Consider the following 20,120-nt stretch of genomic DNA (forward strand, 5'->3'; position numbering starts at 1 on the left):
CAATTTCCAATCGGAATAAAGTGCTAAAAGGGTCCTATGACTGAGGACCCTTTTAGGCAGAAACTATTTAGTTGGAAGATTTGGAATCTACTTCAATACTGTTTTGTGTATACGAAGTATTTGAGTTTTTTTGTAATGCTTGCTTTAATGTTTCGTTAATTTCTGCGACAGATTGATCGTCTGGAATGTAGTAATAAACATGGTTAATAAAATCGTCGCGTCCTTTTAGATGAAGATTTTCGACATTCGTATCTTTCATCTTTTTATAAAGATAAATAAACGAAAGCAAGTCCGAAGGCGGAATATTCGTCCGGACATTGTCGCCTAAATTAGCGATGACATCATCAAGTTTTGGAAGAGACGTAATCGATGTGCTTTTCTCGATAATCGCTTTAATGACTTGTTTTTGCCGCTCGTTTCTTCCTAAATCCCCTTTTGGATCAGATTTTCTCATCCTTACGTATGCCAACGCTTGGTTGCCGTTCAGTTTCATTTTACCTTGATGGAATGTATACCATTTTAAAGAACCAGTGAGTTGAGCTTTAAATGTAAATGGTACATCGACCGTTACTCCGCCAAGCGAATCAACAATTTCTTCAAACCCTTCAAAGTTGGTTGTAATATAATAGTCGATCGGCACATCAATCAATTCGTTTACTGCAGCAATAGTTGCTTCGATGCCACCATAACTATATGAGTGAGTGATTTTGTCTTTGCGACCTTCTGCAGCGATATAGACGCGTGTATCGCGTGGAATGCTTAACATGTATACTTTGTTTGTGACCGGATTTACGGTTAAAAGCATAATGACGTCAGATCGGCCTCTTTCATCATGGTATTGATTTTCCACGCCAACAAGTAAAATCGTCATCGGGTCTTTTTTAATTTCAATATTTTCATGCGGCTTTTTTTTTAATTTAGAAAGATCCAACGCGGCATATATTTTTTCGCTCGCTTTTTTCGTTTCCGAGTATATTTGATACGCAAAAACGCTCCCAGTTCCAATCAATAAAAAAAGAGCCATAAAGATAAAGAAACGAAACTTCTTGCCTTTTTTCTTTTTCTTCTTTAAGGATTTTCTGCTTGTTCTTGCGTCAATCATAGAAACCCTCTTTTCGATTGAAAATGAATAATTTCATGTACCATCATACTATTTTATAAAAAAGGGAAGGTCGAGTAAATATATTTTTCGCTAAATTTCTACTTCTTTATTCAAATATTCTGTTTCTTCTTCTGCGATTTCGGCTCTTCCGTTTGTTAAGTCGGTCATCCAGTCGACAAACACTTGTTTGCCTGTTTCTTCAACAAATACTTCGATTTCGACATAGTCTAAGTAATGGATTTCCTTGATCGCGTAAATCGAGGACCGCAGTTCGTTTTCGACTTTGCCGAGCCACGTGTAGTCGATCGTGACACGCATCACGCGCATGAGGCGGCGTTCGACAATTCCTGCCGCTTTTAACCCTTCGGATACCGCTTTGCCATAAGCGCGGACAAGGCCGCCTGCGCCGAGCTTAATGCCGCCGAAGTAGCGAGTGACGACCACAACTGTATCTTTTAGCTCTTTTTTCTTTAACACTTCAAGCATCGGAACGCCTGCGGTGCCGCTCGGCTCGCCGTCATCGTTTGCTTTTTGGATCTGGTCATGTTCGCCGATAATATACGCGGAGCAGTTATGCGTCGCATCCCAATGCTTTTTTTTGATCGTTTGAATAAACTGCGCTGCTTCTTCTTCCGTTGTTGCCCGATTGACATAGCAAATAAACCGCGATTTTTCGATCACTATTTCCTTTTCCCCGTATCCTTTCACGGTATAGTATGTTTGCAGCAAAACAAAAACACCTCTCTATAATATGGAAATGCCCAAAATCGTACGACGTCACGACCTTTGTTTGTTCTAAAATAGAAAACGATCAAATTTATTGATACGAGCTCTGGAAAACATGCTATACTAAAAGTATAAACGCATCGACCGTTTCAAGGTCGGCGGCGAAAAACAATCGAAGCTTTTTCTATTATAAATCGACAACTTTTTTCCTTCAAATAAAACTTTTCACCAGAAAAATTTATCGATTTTTTATTTATTTGGCTACGCTAGTACGGGGGATCGGTATGTTTTTACATAAAAAATTAGATGCGAAAGAATTGGATAAAATTGTCGAAAAAATGATCGACACCGTTCATCATAGCAAAGATGAGATTTTCCATATCAGCGAGCAGTCGCGCCAAGAACATGAGCGCTTATTGAACGAATTGACCGAAACGAAAAAATTAGTCAATACGGTAATTCGGGAAGCCGATCAATTAGAAATGCATGCGCGGCTTGCTCGGCAACGGTTGTCAGAAGTGAATCGCCATTTTTCCCGCTATTCCGAAATGGAAATTCGCGAAACATACGAAAAAGCACATGAATTGCAGATGAAAGTGACGATGGTCCGCGAGCAAGAGAAGCAGCTTCGGCTTCGTCGCGATGAACTAGAATGGCGCTTAGCAGCGCTGAAAGAAACGATTCAGCGCGCGGACCATTTAATCAGCCAAATTACGGTCGTTTTACATTACTTAAATAGCGACCTCCGCCAAGTCGGCGAATTTATTGAAGGAGCGCGGCAAAAGCAAGAGTTTGGACTAAAAATTATTGAGGCGCAAGAAGAGGAACGGAAACGTTTGTCGCGCGAAATTCATGACGGTCCGGCGCAGCTGCTTGCTCATGTCATGATGCGTTCGGATTTAATGGAACGTATTTTTCGCGAGAGAAGTGTGGATGAGGCGATCGAAGAAGTGCGTGATTTTAAAAAAATGGTTCGTTCTGCTCTTTACGAAGTGCGAAGAATTATTTATGATTTAAGACCAATGGCACTTGATGATTTAGGCTTAATTCCTACCCTTCGCAAATATTTGCAAACTGTTGAAGAATATAACAAAAAAACGCGAATTTCTTTTGTACATATTGGAGAAGAAAAGCGATTGCCTGCCCGTTTTGAAGTGGCGATTTTTCGCCTCGTTCAAGAATCTGTGCAAAACGCGCTCAAACATGCCGACGCATCAGAGATTCAAGTAAAAATGGAAATGAAAAAGGAGCATGTTTTTTTAATGGTCAAAGATAACGGAAAAGGATTTGATACGACGCAGAAAAAAGAAAACGCCTTTGGACTGATCGGCATGAAAGAGCGAGTTGAATTATTGGAAGGAACGATGAATATTCGTTCGCAAATCGGTGTAGGCACGACGGTTTTTATTCAAATTCCGCTTAATATGTAGAGACAGCAGGAAAAAGGAAAGGGGACTGATTGATGAAGACGCGCATCGTCATTATTGATGACCATCAATTGTTTCGCGAAGGAGTTAAACGAATTTTACAGTTTGAAGAGCAATTTGAAGTTGTGGCGGAGGGAGCCGATGGAAATGAAGCGATCGTCCTAGTCGAAAAATATCGGCCTGATCTTGTCATTATGGATATTAATATGCCGAATATTAATGGAGTCGAGGCGACGCGTCAGCTGATTGACACCTATCCTAATACGAAAGTCGTCGTTCTCTCGATTCATGATGACGAAAATTATGTGATGCATGCATTGCAAAGCGGTGCCTCTGGCTATTTATTGAAAGATATGGACGCTGATACGTTGATTGAAGCGGTGAAAGTAGTTGCCGATGGTGGTTCGTACTTGCATCCGCGAGTGACACATAATTTAATTAAAGAGTATCGGCGTTTAGCTGCAGGAACTGATGAAAAGGAAGGGCAAACGAAACGCGAAGTATGTTTGCCGCTTCATTTGTTAACACGTCGCGAATGCGAAGTGTTGCAGTTATTAGCGGATGGAAAAAGCAACCGCGGCATCGGAGAAGCGTTGTTTATTAGCGAAAAAACGGTGAAAAACCACGTAAGCAATATTTTACAAAAATTGAATGTCAACGATCGTACGCAGGCGGTGGTGGTAGCCATTAAAAACGGCTGGGTCGAAGTGCGCTAAAAATGCAGAAGGCTGTCGAATGATTCGGCAGCCTTTTTGAATGCAATTTGTGCCGTTTTTCGATAAAATAAATAATAACTACATGAGTGTTGATTATCCATTATTTTACTAAAAACACAAAATTATATAGATGAACACAAGCTTTTCTGCCACATTCCTCGAATAAGAACGCCGGCGGGCAAATGTCATTTGTCCGCAAAGCGTCATTGTTCGAGGAGGGCATGCGTACAGCATGCCTAGTCGGCAAGCTGAGCTTAGCCGACTACGGCAAAAAAGCTAGGAGTAGAGTAATGTCAACTAGTTTTTAATGGTTAATCAACACGCCTGTAATAACGACTATAGAACGAGGATGGTATGAATGGTGAAAACGGCGATTGTAACGGATAGTACGGCATATATACCGAAAGAAGTGCGTGAATCGTTACGTATACATATGATCCCGTTGAGTGTGACGTTCGGAAATGAAACGTATCGGGAAGAGATTGATATCGATGCAGAACGGTTTTTTGCGGAAGTGAAGCAACATAAACATCTCCCGACGACATCGCAGCCGTCGACCGGCGCGTTTGTTGAGCTGTTTGAGTCGCTGATGAAAGAATATGATGCCGTTATTAGCATCCATCTATCGAGCGGCATTAGCGGCACGTATCAAGGGGCGGTCACGGCAGGAACGATGGTAGACGGCATCGAAGTATACCCGTACGATTCGGAAATTAGCTGTATGGCGCAAGGGTTTTACGCGATCGAAGCGGCCGAGATGGCGCTTGCAGGAAAACATCCTAAGCACATTATCGCTCGTTTGGATGAAATCAAAAAATCGCTGCGCGCGTATTTTATGGTCGATGATTTAATTCATTTGCAGCGCGGCGGGCGCTTAAGCGGTGCGCAAGCGTTCATTGGCAGCCTTCTGCAAGTGAAGCCGCTTCTTCATTTTGAAAACAAAGTGATCGTACCGTTTGAAAAAATTCGCACGCGCAAAAAAGCGATCAAACGGATTGAAGAGCTGCTTGCGGAAGATGCCGAACGCGGCGTACCTTTGAAAGCAGCGATCATCCATGCGAACCGCTTAGAAGAGGCCGAAGCGTGGAAAAGCGAGCTATCGGAAGCGTATCCAAACGTCGACTTTACTATTAGCTACTTTGGGCCGGTCATCGGCACTCATTTAGGGGAAGGGGCATTAGGGTTGACGTGGTATCGTCCTTAAGCTTAGTGCCGCGATGATAGCGGCGCTGAGCGGTTTTAGCGCCCGCTATTGATGGATGGAGGGATAAGATGCGTTTTGTTTATGATGGAACGAAATGGTTGCCGCAGCCGTTAGTCGATGTTTGGGAAGGGGAGGCTGTGCCGATCAGCCAGATCCCGACGATCCCCGCCTATGAAAAAAATCCTCATTTTTCGGTTTCTTCTGAACTTCTCTCATTCCTTGATGGAAAGCACCTTCTTTTGGATGAACTTCCATTTCCGCTCGAACTCATTCAGGAGCATTATGAACATGGATATATCTTCTACCAAAAAGGCATTGTCCGCACTGATCAGGGCTATCGCTGTGAAAGATGTGGAAACGAGCGGACGCATTTATTCGCTTCTTTTGCTTGCGCCCGCTGTGAAAGGCTGTGCACGTATTGTCGGCAATGCATTACGATGGGGCGGGTGAGCGAATGCACGCCGCTTGTCGTTTCTTTCGTCCGGTCTGAGCGCACGTTTTATAAACAGCCGCTCGTTTGGCACGGCACGCTTTCTTCTGGACAGCAGCAAGCGGCTGAAGCGGTCGTAAGGGCGATTGAGAATAATGAAGAATTGCTTGTCTGGGCGGTATGCGGCGCCGGAAAAACGGAGGTGCTGTTTCCCGGAATTAACTGGGCGCTACAGCTTGGCAAACGCATTTGCCTCGCCACTCCAAGAACCGATGTTGTGTTAGAGTTAGCCCCTCGTTTAAAGCAAGCATTTCCTTCCGTTCCGGCCATTGCGTTATACGGGGGAAGCGAAGATCGTGGCAAACAGGCACCTCTTGTGATCGCGACGACGCATCAATTGTTGCGGTTTTATCGGGCGTTTGATGTGGTGGTGATCGATGAAGTCGATGCGTTTCCGTATTCGGTCGAGCCGATGCTTTCATATGCGACGGAAAAAGCGCGGTGTGAAACGTCTGCTCTCATTTATTTAACTGCTACTCCCCATCCCCATTGGCAGCAAGAAATCAAGCAAAAAAAGCGAACGGCTGTCACCATCCCTGCGCGTTACCACGGCTATCCTCTTCCTGTTCCTTCGTTCGAATGGTGCGGAAATTGGCGCAAAAAAGTGAAACGGGGCACGCTTCCGAAAAATGTAACCGCATGGGTGGAAAAGCGGCTGGTGGATGGGAAACAAGCGTTTTTGTTCGTTCCCCATATTGAATTGCTTCAGCATGTTGTGTCGATTTTGAAAAAGCTCGACGGCCGAATTGAAGGAGTTCATGCCGAAGATGATGAACGGAAAGAAAAAGTTGGCGCTTTTCGCCAAGGGGCGATTCCGCTTCTCGTCACGACGACGATTTTAGAGCGGGGCGTGACCGTTCCGAACATTGATGTCGCGGTGCTTGGGGCGGAAGATGACCTATTTACGGAAGGGGCGCTCGTCCAGATTGCCGGAAGGGTCGGACGCAGTGCGCAATATCCGAGCGGAGATGTTCGTTTTTTTCACTACGGAAAGACAAAAGCGATGCTTGCTGCCAAGCGGCAAATCGTCCGCATGAACAATGAAGCGAAAGAAAGGGGGCTGTTGCAAAAACGATGAACGGGTACTGCTTGCTTTGCCATCGTCGCTATGTTTCGAGAATGAGTTGGAGCGATTTGTTGACGGTCAAACAAGAAGACGTTCTGTGCGACGTGTGTCGCCGTTCTTTTTCATTGATTGAGGGAGACATATGCGACCGCTGCGGCCGGTCGTTTTCTCTCCTTGACGAAACGTACCGGCAAGGCGAATGTTGCGCCGATTGCCTTCGCTGGCAGCAAGACGATGAGTGGAGCGGAATGTTAACGAAAAACCGTTCGGTGTATGTGTACGATGATTTTATGAAAGAAGTCGTTTCCCGCTGGAAGTTTCGCGGCGACTACGCGTTGGTGGAAGCATTTCGGATCGATGTTCGCCGCGAGTTTTTCCGCCACTTCTCCTCTGAATCGCTCCTTATCCCGATCCCCCTCAGCCGTGAGCGCCTGTATGAACGCGGATTTAATCAAGCGAAGGCGCTCGCGGATTTGCTGTTTCTCCCGGTTTTTGACGTGCTGGAGCGCCATGATTCCGAAAAGCAATCGAAAAAATCGCGGTATGAGCGGTTGCGTACAGCACCATTTCGCCTGCACGCTGGTGGGCAATTGCAAGGAAAATCGGTTGTCATTATTGATGATATTTACACAACCGGCTCCACTGTTTACCATGCGGCACGCCTGCTGAAGGAGGCCGGGGCGTGCGATGTTTGTTCGTTTACGCTCATTCGTGCATAGCTGGGAATAAACTCCCATTCAAAACCGTCGTTAATGTGTCGATATAAAGAATAGAAGAACGTAGAACGGAGATGGTGCAAATGGAAATACGGGGATACGGACAGCATCGTCCTTGGTTATCATCAGCAGCGACGGTGACATTAAAGGCAGGTGATGTGTACGAAGCGATTATTAAAGAAAAGGTGGGCGACCGTGAAGCGATCGTCCAACTGCGCGGCGTCGATGTGCGTTTTCGTTTTGAAGGAGAAGCACCTAGATCGGGTCGTATATCCGTTCAAATTACTGGCCAGCAAGGGGAAGTCGTAGAAGGCAAGGTCGTTACGCCGCCGTCTTCATCGGCGCTTTCTTCATTCGAAACGCCTGAGCTGCGCCAAGCGGCGGAGATCGTAACGGCGAAGCAACTGCCGTTGACGCGTGAAACGATTGCTTCATTGCGTGCGTTTTTAGCGGAAGAAATAGGAACGGTAGAGCAAAAGTTAGAAACGATCCAAGTGGCCGCGAGCAAAAAGCTGGATATGACTGTTGCGCAGTTAAAAGCGGTGCATGAAGCGCTGCACGGCAAGCCGCTCAGCGCTTCGTTAAACGAGATCGTTGAGGCGATCGACGCGAATTTTTCCTTTGCCCCGAGCACCCAACAGCGCTCTGTGTCTTTGGCGGAATTGCGCCTGCAGCTGCAGCAGGAGCCTGATATTAACCGCGTCATGGAGCAAGCGAAACAATATGCAGAAGGAAGCGGCAATGAATCATTGGCAAATGCGGTGCGTGAAGCGGTTGTGTTCAAAGAAAGCGGCAACGAATCGTTTGCGCGCCGCCATATTATGCAAGCGCTTGTGACAGCAGAACGGAAAGAAGCGCCAACGAGTGATCCAGCCCCAGCAAACGAAGCGCTCCGCCTCGTGCGCCAACAAGTGGAGCGCGAGCCGGTTGTTGCCAAGGCGCTTTCGGTTGTCAAAGGGAACGAGGCAGTGCGCCAAGCGCTTGGAGAGGCGTTGAATGAAGTCGAGCAATTATATCGCTTTGGCCAGCCATTATCGGCGAAAACGAGACTGCTACAGGCGCTAGCGGAAGCAGAAAATAAAGAGGTGAGTCTGAACATTGAAGAAAAGCGAGCGCTCTCTCTTCAACAGGCGGTCGCAGAAGCGAAGCAAATCGTTCGTGCTGCCCGCAATATCGAAGAGGCGGTGCAGCAAATCAAAAAACAAATCCAGCAAGCGATTAAAGTGATACAACGTGAAGCGGATATGAAAGTTGCGTTGGAAACAGTCCAGACAGAAACGATTCCAGCGCTTAATAAACATCACGATGCCCAACAAGAAGTTGCCACTGCGCTGGCCAAAGCCCAGCAGCTATCCGAAGAGGGGCGGGAAATAGCCGCGCGGCAAACGATGTTGCAGGCATTGAGCAATATTGCGCAAACATTACCGGCCGAGCAGCCGACGATTGAAGCCGAATGGCAAGCCGCTCTCCAACTGCAAGCGAAAGATATCATCGTTCAAACGGTGACGAAACGCATGGCGGAAGCGGCTCACCAATTTAAACAGACGAAGCGCGATATGATGCGCAACTTAAGCGCGATAGACCAATTAATAAACCAATATAAGCAAGCGGTCCGCCCACAAGCGAAACAATTGCTAGAAGCGACGATTAAACAGCTCGACCAAACGATTTTAAAAAGCGACGTGATGCTATTCGCCGATATGGCGATGGAGAAAAAGCTGCTGCAAGCAAGTTCGCAGCTGGCGGAAGCGAAAAAGCTTTTAGATAAAGGGCAGATGAGCGAAGCGCAAAAGCTTGTGAAAGAAGTGAAAAACACATTAGAACAAATGCAGTTTAAACCGTCGGATATAAAAGTGAAACATTTTGTTGCGTCTGAAAACATGAAGCAAGACACGCCTGAAAAAGCGTTGTTGATGGAATGGAATAAAATCGTTCAGCCGGAGCCGTCCGCCCGTCATCTGTTCGATACTGTCCGCCGGATCGGATTAACATATGAGTCGGAAATAGCCAATGCTCTCGTTTTAGGGGGGACCAAACAAGAAGAGGTGGAGGCATCGCTAAAAGGATTGCTGGCGAAATTGGCACAAACAGGGAACGAAGCGGCAGCGAAGCAAGCTGAGCAAGCGATGACCCATTTAACCGGGCAGCAGTTATTAAATAAAGGCGATCAAGGAAGCGCGATGCAAACGCTCTTTTTCGCGATTCCGCTCCTGCTGCAAAAAGAAGTAAAAGATGTGAAAGTATACGTCAACGCGCGCAATGATGGCCAACGCATCGATTGGGAAAATTGCAGCCTGTACTTTTTGCTTGAAACGAACAAACTTGGCGATATCGGCGTGTTGTTAAGCGCCAACGCACGGACCCTTTCGCTTACTTTTCGCAACAATCGTGAAGATTTTGCAGAAAAAATGCGCCCGCTCGTCGATGCGGCAAAAGAAAAACTGGAAGAGATCGGCTATCGCATCGGCAACGTCCAGTTTACAACGTTTGCGGAAAAACAAAAAGAAACGGCTGAAACAGCACAGAAGCGGGCGACGTGGACAGAGAAAGGATATGATTTCACGATATGATGTACTTTAACCAAAAACGGAAAAAAGAAGTGAACGGTCCTTCGGCGGCGGTCGTTCGCTACGAACAAGGCGACAAAGCGCCAACGGTCGTCGCTCATGGGCGCGGCTACGTCGCTGAGAAAATCATTGAACTGGCTAAGCAAAGCAACGTACCGATCGAACAAGACGTTTCCCTCGTTCAGCATTTGCTTGATCTTGATCTCGGCGACAGCGTTCCACCGCAATTGTATGCGGTCATTGCCGAAATTTTAATTTTAATAGAAAAAATGGAGCGAACCTATTAAACTAATAAAAAAACGTGACGATAAATAAAGTAGGGAAATGGCGAAAAAAAGGGGAGTGGACGTGTGGAATTCCTCACCGAAGAAGCGATATATAAAAAAACGCCGCAGCAATTGACTGCACTGCTTTATGAAGGATTGCTCGAAAGCTTGGAAGAAGCGATTGCAAGCACAAAGCAAGGCGACTATGTCCGCGCAAACAAACGGCTGCAAAAAGCGAACGACATTTTGTGCCGCCTTGGCGTTGGCTTAAAATATGATGCCGGCATTGTCGCTCATCAGCTCGATGCGCTTTACAATTACATGGCGGAACGGCTTATTGACGCAAACGTAAAAAAAGATGTCGGGATGATGCAAGAGGTGCTCAACATAGCAACTGAAATCGCCCGCGCGTGGAACGAAGCGATGAAAAAAGAAGCAAAGCCAGTGCAAAAAGCGTTTATGCAAAAAGCGGCGGTTTATGAAAAATTCGTGACGACGTATGAAGAATAAGAAAAAAGCGGAGGCGACTGCCGGCGCTAGGAGCCGAAGCTAGACCGTTATGCAAATTTTATTTGATCCTGAAAAAAAGGAGCGAACGATTCGATGAGAATTAACCACAATATTCAAGCACTAAACGCCTATCGCAACTTAGCGACAAACCAATTGAACACTTCGAAAAACTTAGAAAAACTTTCATCCGGCTTGCGCATTAACCGCGCGGCAGACGACGCTGCTGGCCTTGCCATCTCCGAAAAAATGCGCTCGCAAATCCGCGGGCTAGAAGTTGCAGAACGCAACTCCTTAGATGCGATTTCCCTCATCCAAACAGCTGAAGGGGCTTTAAACGAGGTGCATAGCATGCTTCAAAGAATGAGAGAATTGGCAGTACAATCCTCGAATAGTACAAATCAAACAGAAGATCGCGATGCTTTAGATAGGGAATTCCAGCAACTGATCCAAGAGATCGATCGTATTGGAAATGATACACAATTCAATAAAATGCAAGTATTGACTACAGATCAGTCTATTGAAGTGCAAATCGGAGCTAACACATTACAAACACTAACGCTCACTTGGAAAAAACAATTAAAAACATCGCTTGGTGAAGATCAAGTAGACATTTCCACTTTAGATATTAAAACATTTGCGACAGCGCAAACTGCTATAACGGAGTTAGATAAAGCTATTATTTCTGTATCAAAAACTCGGTCATTAATGGGCGCATACCAAAATCGCCTCGAGCATACGATCAACAACTTAAAAACAGCAAATGAAAACTTAACATCAGCTGAATCCCGCATTCGCGATACCGATATGGCGATGGAGATGACGGAGTTTACGAAGAACAACATTTTAAACCAAGCAGCACAGGCGATGCTCGCGCAAGCAAACCAACTGCCGCAAGGAATTTTGCAATTGTTAAAAAGCTAATGTTTCACTATAGGGTTAGGTCAACAAGACCTCGCCCTTTTTTTGTAGATGTGAGATAATGGTCGTAACGAGGTGATCCTTATGGAAGTGCAAAAAGTGACGAAGGCGAATGCCACAAACGTCAGCCGAAAAGAAGAAAAACCGACCGAATCGGTTTCGTTTACCGAAGTGATGGCAAAAAAGCGAAATGATATCGTCTTTGAGCGCATCCAGCAACAAGTCCAAGAAATCGAAGCGCAAGGAAAAAAACTAGCCGAATCGCAAACGATTGAAGACTTAAAAAAATATAAAAAACTTGTCAAACAATTTCTCGACGATGCTGTCAAAAGCGGTCTTGAACTCAAGGAACAGCGCGGCTTTAGCCGCGGCGGGCGCACACGAATTTATAAAATCGTCAAAGAAGTCGACAAAAAACTGATCGATTTAACGAACGCCGTTTTGCAAAAAGAACAAAAAGGGCTTGATTTATTAGGGTTGATCGGCGAAATTCAAGGGCTCATCATTAATATTTACACGTAAAGAAGGGGAGAAGTATGGCACAATTAGATAACTGTCCGAAATGCGGCCGTCTGTTTGTCAAAAACCAATTTCGTGACGTATGCGAACAGTGCTATAAAGAAGAAGAAAAATTGTTTGAAAAAGTGCATAACTTTCTTCGTAAGCGCGAAAACCGCACCGCTACACTTGCGCAAGTCGTCGCTGCTACCGAAGTGGACGAAGCGCTCATTATCAAATGGATTAAAAAAGGGCGGCTACAGCTCGTGCAATTTCCGAACCTCGGCTATCCGTGTGAAAAATGTGGCAAACTGATTCGCGAAGGCCGGCTTTGCGTTGAATGCAGCCAAGGGCTGCAAAAACAATTGCAGCAATTAGAACAAGAAAAACAATCAAACAAACAACACCGTGTAACTTATTATACGAAAAAAGATGAAAACTAAACATAAGCATATTTTTGCCGATATAAACAGTAGATACGTTTGCGCGTACAAACAAAAGAAAACGGAGTGAGCACGATGAACATCCATCGCATTGGATCGATGAACGTCAATCCTTATCAACGGCAAATCAATAAAACCGAACAAGCGGCGAAATTAACCGGCAAAAAAGATAAAGTCGAAATTTCGCAAGCGGCAAAAGAACTGCAGGAAGCGTCTAAATTAGAAGCGGCTCGCCAGGAAAAAGTCGAGCAGCTCAAACAACAAGTGCAAGCCGGCACATATACAGTTGACGCCAAAGCGGTTGCCGAAAGCATTTTGAACTATTATTTTAACAAATAATTGGGGAGAAAAAAGATGACGTTTACAGAATTAATTTCTCTCTTAGAAAAACAAGTCAAACTGCATAAAAGCCTCTATCAGCTTGCATTAAAGAAAACAGAAGCGCTCAAAAAGCAAGACATTGAAATGTTAACGGCGCTTATGAAAGATGAGCAAAAACATATTTTCGCCATCCAGCAGCTTGAAAATAACCGGCTGTACTTTATGCAGCAACATGGCCTTGCGGAAGCGACCATGACAAGCTGTATCGAACGTGCCGATGGGCAGGAACGTTTGCAGCTAATGGAACTATACGAACAACTCGTTCACTTCATCGAGCAAATAAAGGAAGTCAATGACTTAAACCGACAGCTGACTGAACAAGCGCTGCAATTCATTTATTTAACGCTCGATATGATGATGCCGCAAACGCAGCCCGTCAACTATAGCAAAACAAATACGTACGATGAGCCGCTCGAGCGCTCGGTGTTCGAGTCAAAGGCGTAAGGAGGATTACGATGCTTTCTACATTTGGAGGTTTAGAAACGGTACGGCGCGGCATGACCGCCCAGCAGCAAGCCTTATATGTGACCGGCCATAATGTTGCGAACGCCAATACACCTGGCTATTCGCGCCAGCGCATCAACTTTGTCCAAACCCCGGCATATCCATATGCGTCGCAAAACCGTCCTATCATTCCAGGACAAATCGGAACAGGCGTGGAAGGCGGAACGGTGCAGCGCATGCGCGAAGAATTTTTAGACGTGCAATACCGCGGGGAAAATATGAAATACGGCTATTGGAACATGCGCTCTGATTCGCTGAAAAAAATGGAGGAAATTATGAACGAGCCGTCGGAAGAAGGATTGGCGAAAACGCTCGACCGCTTTTGGCAATCGCTGCAAGATTTAGCGGTCAACCCGTCCAACTCCGGCGCTCGCTCTGTCGTTCGCCAGCGCGGCATCGCAGTAGCGGAAACGTTTCATTATTTATCCACTTCGTTAAAATCGGTTCAAAACGATTTGAAAAATGAAATGGACATAACGATTCAAGCTGTCAACTCGCTCGCTGACCAGCTGAACAGCCTTAACAAACAAATCGGTGAAACGGAAGTACACGGCTATTTGCCAAATGACTTGTATGATGAGAGAAACCGCTTATTGGATGAACTGTCGCAATATGTAAATATTCGTGTGACAGCGGTGTCGAGTGGCGGTAACGCGCTGAAAATTGCTGAAGGGCGGTTTACGGTGGAGCTTGTCGATAAAACGAGCGGCACGACGATCGGAACGCTTGTCGACGGACGAAACGGCACCGTGCAGAAATTCGATGTGCAATATAAAGATAATGTGAAAAAAGAAGGTCCTGCCGTTTCTTTTTCGCTTGGCAACCAAACGTTTTCGACTTTTATGAATTTAAAAGAAAACGGAAAACTCGGCGCTCTTCTTTATTCTTACGGATATAGCGAAGATGGCGGCACGACGGTGAACGGATTGTATCCGGAGATGTTGAACAATTTAAATGAGATGGCAAAAGCGTTTGCCGAAAAATTTAATGAAGTGCATGAAAGCGGCTGGAGTGTCGCTGAAATCAACAGTAAAACGAAATTGGCGAGCAATCCGTTTTTTACGTTTGATGTGAATGACCCAGCCGGAACGCTTGATTTGGCGCAAAATATTAAAGATTCATTGGACTATATTGCCGCATCCAAAACAGGCCAGCTTGGCGACGGAAGCAATGCGATAGCACTTGCGGAAGTGAAAAACACGACGATGTCCATCGCTGGCAGTACGACGACGATTCAAAACTTTTACGAAAGCGTCATCGGACAAATGGCGGTCAATGCGCAAGAAGCAAAACGGCTTGCGGATAATAGCGATACTCTTCGCCAGTCGGTCGATGAACGCCGCATGTCGGTCAGCTCGGTATCGCTTGATGAAGAAATGACGAACATGGTTAAATTCCAGCATGCCTATAATGCGTCGGCGCGTATGATTACGGTGATCGATCAAATGCTCGATAAAATCATTAATAACATGGGCATTGTCGGAAGGTAGGTGGAATAAATGCGCGTAACCCAACTTATGCTTACGAACAATTCGTTGCGTAATGTAAGTAAAAGCTACGATCGGCTCGGCGTATATCAAGAACAATTATCGACTGGAAAAAAAATTCAACGTCCATCCGATGATCCGGTTGTGGCGATGAAAGGAATGTATTACCGTACAAGTTTAACAGAAATCGAACAATACCAACGGAACTTGTCCGAAGTTTATACGTGGATGGACAACTCCGAATCGGCGCTTGACCATACGACACAAGTATTGCAGCGCGTACGGGAACTTGTCGTGCAAGGGAAAAACGGCACGTTGACGCCGGAAGACCAGCAGGCGATCGCCCGCGAAATTGAGCAGCTGAAAAGCGATCTCGTGCAAACGGCGAACACGAAAGTAGCCGGAAAATATATTTTCAACGGAACAAACATTGCCGAAGCGCCTGTAACGGAGCAAACGCCGCCAACTGCGCCGCTTGTGCAAAATAATACCGATGATTTTACAGTGGAAGTGTCAAAAGGAGTTAAGCTGAAGGCAAACATTAACCCAAACAACGTGTTCAGCCAACAGTTGTTCGATACGCTGCAGCAAATTGAAAACACGTTCAAGGGTACGTCAGCAGGCAATTTGGACAATTTATTGAAAGATTTGGACGATCGTATGAATAGCGTCCTCGCCGAGCGTGCCGAGCTTGGCGCGCGCGTCAACCGGCTCGAGCTTGTCGAGCAGCGTCTTTCCACGCAGCAAGTCATCGCCCAACAAATGATTTCCGACAACGAAGACGCTGACATTGAAAAAGTCATTACGGATTTAAAAACGCAAGAAAGCGTCCATCGTGCGGCACTGTCCGTCGGGGCGCGCATCATTCAGCCGACGCTCGTTGACTTTTTACGTTAGGTGATGGCGATGAGACTCGAAATGCAAGCAACGTTCCCGCAGCTGGCAATTTCGATTGAGCGGGCGCAAATGGAAATACGCCAGCCGCCCGCGGACGTTTCGATCGAGCAGCCGCCGGCGCAACTAGAGATGAAAACAACGCCGCCGCGCTTGACGATCGACCAATCGGAAGCGTGGGCGGATATGGATTTAAAACATATTTTTCGCCGCATCGCCGAAGCAGCGCAAGAAGGGTATGAAAATTGGCTATCCTATTTAGAAACCGTATCGGCACAAGGAGATGAATTGATGCGCATCGAACAGGGCGGCGATGTGCTTGCGGCGCAGGCACAAGCAAACAGTGAGCCTCCGCCGCTCGAATTTAACATTGGGCTTGTACCGCGGCCGTTCAGCGTGAAAATCGGCTTTGAACCGGGGCGTCTTGAGCTGAATTGGCAAACGTACGGCGCGCGCATTCATATCGAGCCGCGCCCTGCGCAAATCGACTACAAACCGGGTGCTGTCCATTTCGATTTAGCGCGGCACAACTCGTTGCGCATTGATGTCGTCACATAACGAATTGAGGGATAAAGATGAAAATTGCTACTAAATATCATGGGGAGATTGACATTCAAGCGGCGGACATCATTCGTTTCGAACAAGGTGTTCCCGGCTTTTTCGACGAAAAGCAGTTCGTCTTATTGCCGCTTGATGATACGCCGTTTGTCATTTTGCAGTCCGTTCAGACGCCGGCGCTCGGCTTTGTCATGATCGAGCCGTTTTCGTATTTTCCGACGTACGAAATCGAGCTTGATGATGCAACGTGCGAACAGCTGTCGCTCAAGGCGGAAAAAGACGTGGCGGTATATGTCATTTTAACCGTCGCCGAACCGTTTGACGACACGACGGCGAACTTGCAGGCGCCTGTCGTCATTAACGTCCGCGAGCGTCTCGGCAAGCAAGTCATTTTAACGAATACGCTATACAAAACGAAACATCGTCTATTTTCAGAAAAAGTGGCGAAATAGGAGGCGAGAACGATGCTTGTACTAACGCGCAAATTAAAAGAAGTAATCCAAATCGGCGACGACATCGAGATTACCGTTCTCGCCATCCAAGGCGATCAAGTGAAGATTGGCATCCATGCGCCGAAACATATTGACATTCACCGAAAGGAAGTGTATCTCGCCATCCAAGCGGAAAATAACGCTGCTTCTCTCGTCTCCGCTTCGTCGCTCAAACAGCTCACTGAACAATTAAAACAACGGAAAGGAGGGGAGGAAGCATGAGTGTGAGCATTGGCGGTGTCCAAATTCCTGGCGTCATCGCGCGCATTGTTGAAGATAATAAACAAATCGCCGAACTGGCGTTAAACGAGATGATTAACAAACATAAAGACGACCCAGCGCGTATTGTGAAAGAAATCCAACAACCATCTCCATTTTCACAATTTCTTGACATTAAAATCTAATTTTTTTTACAAAAAACTATTAAACTTTAAAACAACGAAGCCGATAATAAAAGTGGAAGCAGAAACGAAAGGCGGCCGACTTTCGAAACTGCAAACAACCACACGGATGTGGGAAAAACAAATTCAAGGAGGAAAAAACAATGAGAATTAACCACAACATTGCGGCGTTGAATACGTATCGTCAATTGACAATTGGCAACTCAAACGCTGCGAAAAACATGGAAAAACTTTCTTCTGGCCTTCGCATTAACCGTGCAGGCGATGACGCAGCAGGTCTTGCGATTTCCGAGAAAATGCGCGGGCAAATTCGTGGGTTAGAAATGGCTTCTAAAAACTCACAAGATGCAATCTCGCTAATCCAAACAGCAGAAGGTGCGTTAAACGAAACACATGCGATTTTACAACGCATGCGCGAGTTGGCAGTTCAAGGTGCGAACGATACGAATACGACAATTGACCGTGAACAAATTCAAAAAGAATTGAACCAATTAATTTCAGAAATTGACCGCATTTCCAACACGACACAATTTAACACAAAGAACTTGCTTGATGGTTCAATGACAGCAACGTTCCAAGTAGGGGCGAACAGCAATCAAATTATTAACTTATCCATTGCAACGATGAACTCTACAGCATTGACTGTTGATGCAGGGAACATTTCTGTTGGAGATAACTCTTTGGCTAGTGCATCAATCGCTAAGATTGACACAGCGATTAATGCTGTATCACAAGAGCGTTCAAAACTTGGTGCATTGCAAAACCGCTTAGAGTACACAATTAACAACTTATCGACTTCTGCCGAAAACTTAACTGCTGCGGAATCTCGTATTCGCGACGTAGATTATGCTTTAGCCGCTTAAGCGGTGACAAGCACAGTCGTCCTAACTGGAAACGGTTAGGAGTATGACCGGGTGAATTGCTGGAAACCCCTTAGAGCCTTTAGTGCCACAACGAAGCTGGAAACGGCAAGCGTAACGGCTGAAAAAAGCTAAAGGATTGGGCAACCAGCAGCCAAGCTCCTGTAGCGAAAGCTTGGAGAAGGTTCAACGACTAGGACATACCACCTAAAGCGAGCGCTATGGTGATGAAGTCCGTAGGGTGAGTAGGATGCTCCATCGTCCTATATCATTCGAAGTGCCCGGCCCCTACCTAGCGAAAGCTAGCGGGTGAAGAGATAGTCTAGTCATTTGCGAAAGCAAATGTTCGCACGATGGCGAAAGAAATGATGGAGTTTACGAAAAACAACATCTTGACACAGGCAGCACAAGCGATGCTTGCGCAAGCCAACCAACAACCACAAGGAGTATTACAACTACTTCGCTAATAAAGCAGCAAGAGACCTTAGGTTTTCTAAGGTCTCTTTTTATAACTATCGATGGCACATAGGTAAACAACTTGACTCATCGTTAAACCTGTTATTTGTCTACATGCATTGATTTGCTGAAAATGTTCTTTTGTTAGTTCGATTTGATACGATTTGGCCGTTGCTTTGTTTATTTTCAACATCGGGAATTTTTCTGCAAACAATTTTTTGTACGTATGTTCATTCGATAACTTGTTGTGTAAAGCAGGAAGTTGCTCTAATATTGTGTGAATGTCTTTCGTAGGTTGAGTAATGTGGAGTATGTTTGGTAAGTAAATAGTCGTTCTTTTTTTGGCAGATTCTTTTAAATTGGAAGGGATAGTAATTTTACGCTTCATACTTTCATGTACATACGGTTTAACTAAACGAATAAAATAAAAAATTTGCGGTTTGTCGTAAAGAATAAGTCTGTTTTGCTTGTCTAAAGAAAAGTTTAGATCGTATCGTTGCCTCATTAATTGAATTAATGCTTCGTTTTCAGCTTTTGTAAACCCATCTGTTGACAAAATGACTTTTTTCACTTGATCATTTTCAATTTTTAAATGTCCATCATCTTGGTACCACCATGCCAGACAAATAGGCGTAAATGAATAAGTTAAAAATTCAAAAGGAATTGTTTTTCGACTATTCGGATACCATAACGATTTTAGTTGATCGACAACTTTCGACTTAAATGATTGGGTATAGTATTGTTCCGTAAATCCCTTTTTGACGCGGTTGTCCAAGACTTTTCGATATTTTGGTTTGGAAAGAGGGAGATATTTGTTTAATTGTTCATAGCAATAAAAACACCATGCTTGGTCGTTAACTGAATGAACGAAGCGAAACCGTGGATGGCGATTTTTTTCTATACTAATATTGGCATCCCCAAGTAATTTTCCACTAATGATGCTTAATGCTTTAATAGGTAGTTGTTGAAATATTCTCATGTGTTTATTCCCCTCTTATCAGAACTTTTGTTCCTATTTTAATGCAAATATATTAATTGAGCAATAATATTATTGGATTTTATACATAAAACATCGGAGGGTGGCTAGTTAGCTGATCGGTAGCTATATAAATACAACTGGGAGGGTTAACTTATGGCTGACGAAAAAGTAGACTCCCTATTTTTTCGACTGTCGGAGGCAAGTGTGTGACTTGCCTTCGTCACGCCTTCGCGTGACAGAGGATCGAACAACCAACCGCTTCACAGACAAATGCATTTGTCTGAAAGCGGTGTTGTTCGGTCACCCGACAGTCGAAACATACCGATTACTCCATAAAAGACGAAAGAAATGGATAATATTTTTTACTTTTTTTCAAAAGTAAATACCATGTTTTTTTACCTTCCCCCTTCACACCCCTACCTTTTTATCCGATATAAACAGTAGATGAATATATGAGCTA

At 45.1% G+C, this 20,120-nt stretch carries 23 protein-coding genes and 1 pseudogene; 21 read left to right on the forward strand and 3 right to left on the reverse strand.

Annotated features, from left to right (window positions below):
• Nucleotides 1–67 precede the first annotated feature (67 nt).
• Nucleotides 68–1,102, reverse strand: a complete 1,035-nt coding sequence (locus HNQ34_RS06525; protein WP_183252802.1) for an LCP family protein — start codon at nt 1,100–1,102, stop codon at nt 68–70.
• A 90-nt stretch (nt 1,103–1,192) separates the two neighbouring features.
• Nucleotides 1,193–1,831, reverse strand: coding sequence for a YigZ family protein (locus HNQ34_RS06530; protein WP_183252804.1), 639 nt, complete (start codon nt 1,829–1,831; stop codon nt 1,193–1,195).
• Nucleotides 1,832–2,112: 281 nt separating this feature from the next.
• On the opposite strand from HNQ34_RS06530, the gene HNQ34_RS06535 reads away from it, so the two are divergent.
• The 21 genes and pseudogenes from HNQ34_RS06535 to HNQ34_RS06635 form a co-directional block, all read left to right on the forward strand.
• Complete coding sequence (locus HNQ34_RS06535; RefSeq protein ID WP_183252806.1) at nt 2,113–3,258, forward strand: sensor histidine kinase; 1,146 nt, start codon at nt 2,113–2,115, stop codon at nt 3,256–3,258.
• Nucleotides 3,259–3,290: 32 nt separating this feature from the next.
• Nucleotides 3,291–3,971, forward strand: coding sequence for a response regulator (locus tag HNQ34_RS06540; protein ID WP_183252809.1), 681 nt, complete (start codon nt 3,291–3,293; stop codon nt 3,969–3,971).
• A gap of 361 nt (nt 3,972–4,332) precedes the next feature.
• The gene (locus HNQ34_RS06545) at nt 4,333–5,175 is read left to right on the forward strand and encodes a DegV family protein (RefSeq protein WP_183252873.1); all 843 of its coding nucleotides are present in this window, start codon (nt 4,333–4,335) and stop codon (nt 5,173–5,175) included.
• Nucleotides 5,176–5,243: 68 nt separating this feature from the next.
• Nucleotides 5,244–6,743, forward strand: a complete 1,500-nt coding sequence (locus tag HNQ34_RS06550; RefSeq protein WP_183252811.1) for a DEAD/DEAH box helicase — start codon at nt 5,244–5,246, stop codon at nt 6,741–6,743.
• A complete protein-coding gene (locus HNQ34_RS06555; protein WP_183252812.1) occupies nt 6,740–7,450 on the forward strand; it encodes a ComF family protein in 711 nt (236 codons plus the stop codon). Before HNQ34_RS06550 ends, HNQ34_RS06555 begins: the two co-directional genes overlap by 4 nt.
• An 80-nt stretch (nt 7,451–7,530) precedes the next feature.
• Nucleotides 7,531–10,017, forward strand: a complete 2,487-nt coding sequence (locus HNQ34_RS06560; protein WP_246363884.1) for a coiled-coil domain-containing protein — start codon at nt 7,531–7,533, stop codon at nt 10,015–10,017.
• Complete coding sequence (locus HNQ34_RS06565) at nt 10,014–10,301, forward strand: EscU/YscU/HrcU family type III secretion system export apparatus switch protein (protein ID WP_183252814.1); 288 nt, start codon at nt 10,014–10,016, stop codon at nt 10,299–10,301. Before HNQ34_RS06560 ends, HNQ34_RS06565 begins: the two co-directional genes overlap by 4 nt.
• Before the next feature lie 63 nt (nt 10,302–10,364).
• Nucleotides 10,365–10,790, forward strand: coding sequence for a flagellar export chaperone FliS (fliS, locus tag HNQ34_RS06570; protein ID WP_183252817.1), 426 nt, complete (start codon nt 10,365–10,367; stop codon nt 10,788–10,790).
• A 93-nt stretch (nt 10,791–10,883) separates the two neighbouring features.
• On the forward strand, nt 10,884–11,711 hold the full coding sequence (locus tag HNQ34_RS06575) for a flagellin N-terminal helical domain-containing protein (RefSeq protein WP_183252818.1): 828 nt from the start codon (nt 10,884–10,886) through the stop codon (nt 11,709–11,711).
• Between the two features lie 81 nt (nt 11,712–11,792).
• Nucleotides 11,793–12,230, forward strand: coding sequence for a YaaR family protein (locus HNQ34_RS06580; protein WP_183252820.1), 438 nt, complete (start codon nt 11,793–11,795; stop codon nt 12,228–12,230).
• A 14-nt stretch (nt 12,231–12,244) separates the two neighbouring features.
• Entirely contained in the window at nt 12,245–12,649 is a 405-nt protein-coding gene (locus HNQ34_RS06585) for a TIGR03826 family flagellar region protein (RefSeq protein ID WP_183252822.1), read from the forward strand.
• Between the two features lie 75 nt (nt 12,650–12,724).
• Entirely contained in the window at nt 12,725–12,988 is a 264-nt protein-coding gene (gene flgM, locus HNQ34_RS06590) for a flagellar biosynthesis anti-sigma factor FlgM (protein WP_183252824.1), read from the forward strand.
• A 15-nt stretch (nt 12,989–13,003) separates the two neighbouring features.
• Nucleotides 13,004–13,474, forward strand: coding sequence for a flagellar protein FlgN (locus HNQ34_RS06595; protein ID WP_183252826.1), 471 nt, complete (start codon nt 13,004–13,006; stop codon nt 13,472–13,474).
• Nucleotides 13,475–13,485: 11 nt separating this feature from the next.
• A complete protein-coding gene (flgK, locus tag HNQ34_RS06600; protein ID WP_183252828.1) occupies nt 13,486–15,024 on the forward strand; it encodes a flagellar hook-associated protein FlgK in 1,539 nt (512 codons plus the stop codon).
• 9 nt (nt 15,025–15,033) lie between these two features.
• Nucleotides 15,034–15,918 carry a flagellar hook-associated protein FlgL gene (gene flgL, locus HNQ34_RS06605; protein ID WP_183252830.1) on the forward strand — a complete coding sequence of 295 codons (885 nt, stop codon included), beginning with the start codon at nt 15,034–15,036 and terminating at the stop codon, nt 15,916–15,918.
• A 9-nt stretch (nt 15,919–15,927) separates the two neighbouring features.
• Nucleotides 15,928–16,473 carry a DUF6470 family protein gene (locus HNQ34_RS06610; protein WP_409978358.1) on the forward strand — a complete coding sequence of 182 codons (546 nt, stop codon included), beginning with the start codon at nt 15,928–15,930 and terminating at the stop codon, nt 16,471–16,473.
• A gap of 17 nt (nt 16,474–16,490) precedes the next feature.
• Nucleotides 16,491–16,925: a flagellar assembly protein FliW gene (gene fliW, locus HNQ34_RS06615; protein ID WP_183252835.1), complete on the forward strand. Its 435-nt coding sequence runs from the start codon at nt 16,491–16,493 to the stop codon at nt 16,923–16,925.
• A gap of 12 nt (nt 16,926–16,937) precedes the next feature.
• Nucleotides 16,938–17,186 carry a carbon storage regulator CsrA gene (gene csrA / locus HNQ34_RS06620; RefSeq protein WP_183252837.1) on the forward strand — a complete coding sequence of 83 codons (249 nt, stop codon included), beginning with the start codon at nt 16,938–16,940 and terminating at the stop codon, nt 17,184–17,186.
• Nucleotides 17,183–17,368 carry a hypothetical protein gene (locus HNQ34_RS06625; RefSeq protein WP_183252839.1) on the forward strand — a complete coding sequence of 62 codons (186 nt, stop codon included), beginning with the start codon at nt 17,183–17,185 and terminating at the stop codon, nt 17,366–17,368. The genes csrA and HNQ34_RS06625 overlap by 4 nt, the downstream gene beginning before the upstream one ends.
• A 140-nt stretch (nt 17,369–17,508) precedes the next feature.
• Nucleotides 17,509–18,228, forward strand: a complete 720-nt coding sequence (locus HNQ34_RS06630) for a flagellin N-terminal helical domain-containing protein (protein WP_183252841.1) — start codon at nt 17,509–17,511, stop codon at nt 18,226–18,228.
• Nucleotides 18,229–18,578: 350 nt separating this feature from the next.
• Nucleotides 18,579–18,692 (forward strand): annotated as a pseudogene (locus HNQ34_RS06635) (flagellin); the annotation flags it as partial.
• Between the two features lie 26 nt (nt 18,693–18,718).
• On the opposite strand, the gene HNQ34_RS06640 reads toward HNQ34_RS06635, so the two are convergent.
• Nucleotides 18,719–19,660 (reverse strand): endonuclease, encoded by a 942-nt coding sequence (locus HNQ34_RS06640; protein ID WP_183252843.1) that lies wholly within the window; start codon nt 19,658–19,660, stop codon nt 18,719–18,721.
• Between the last annotated feature and the right edge of the window lie 460 nt (nt 19,661–20,120).

Origin of the sequence: Anoxybacteroides tepidamans, assembly GCF_014201465.1 — a bacterium.
Classification (GTDB): Bacteria; Bacillota; Bacilli; order Bacillales; family Anoxybacillaceae; genus Anoxybacteroides; species Anoxybacteroides tepidamans.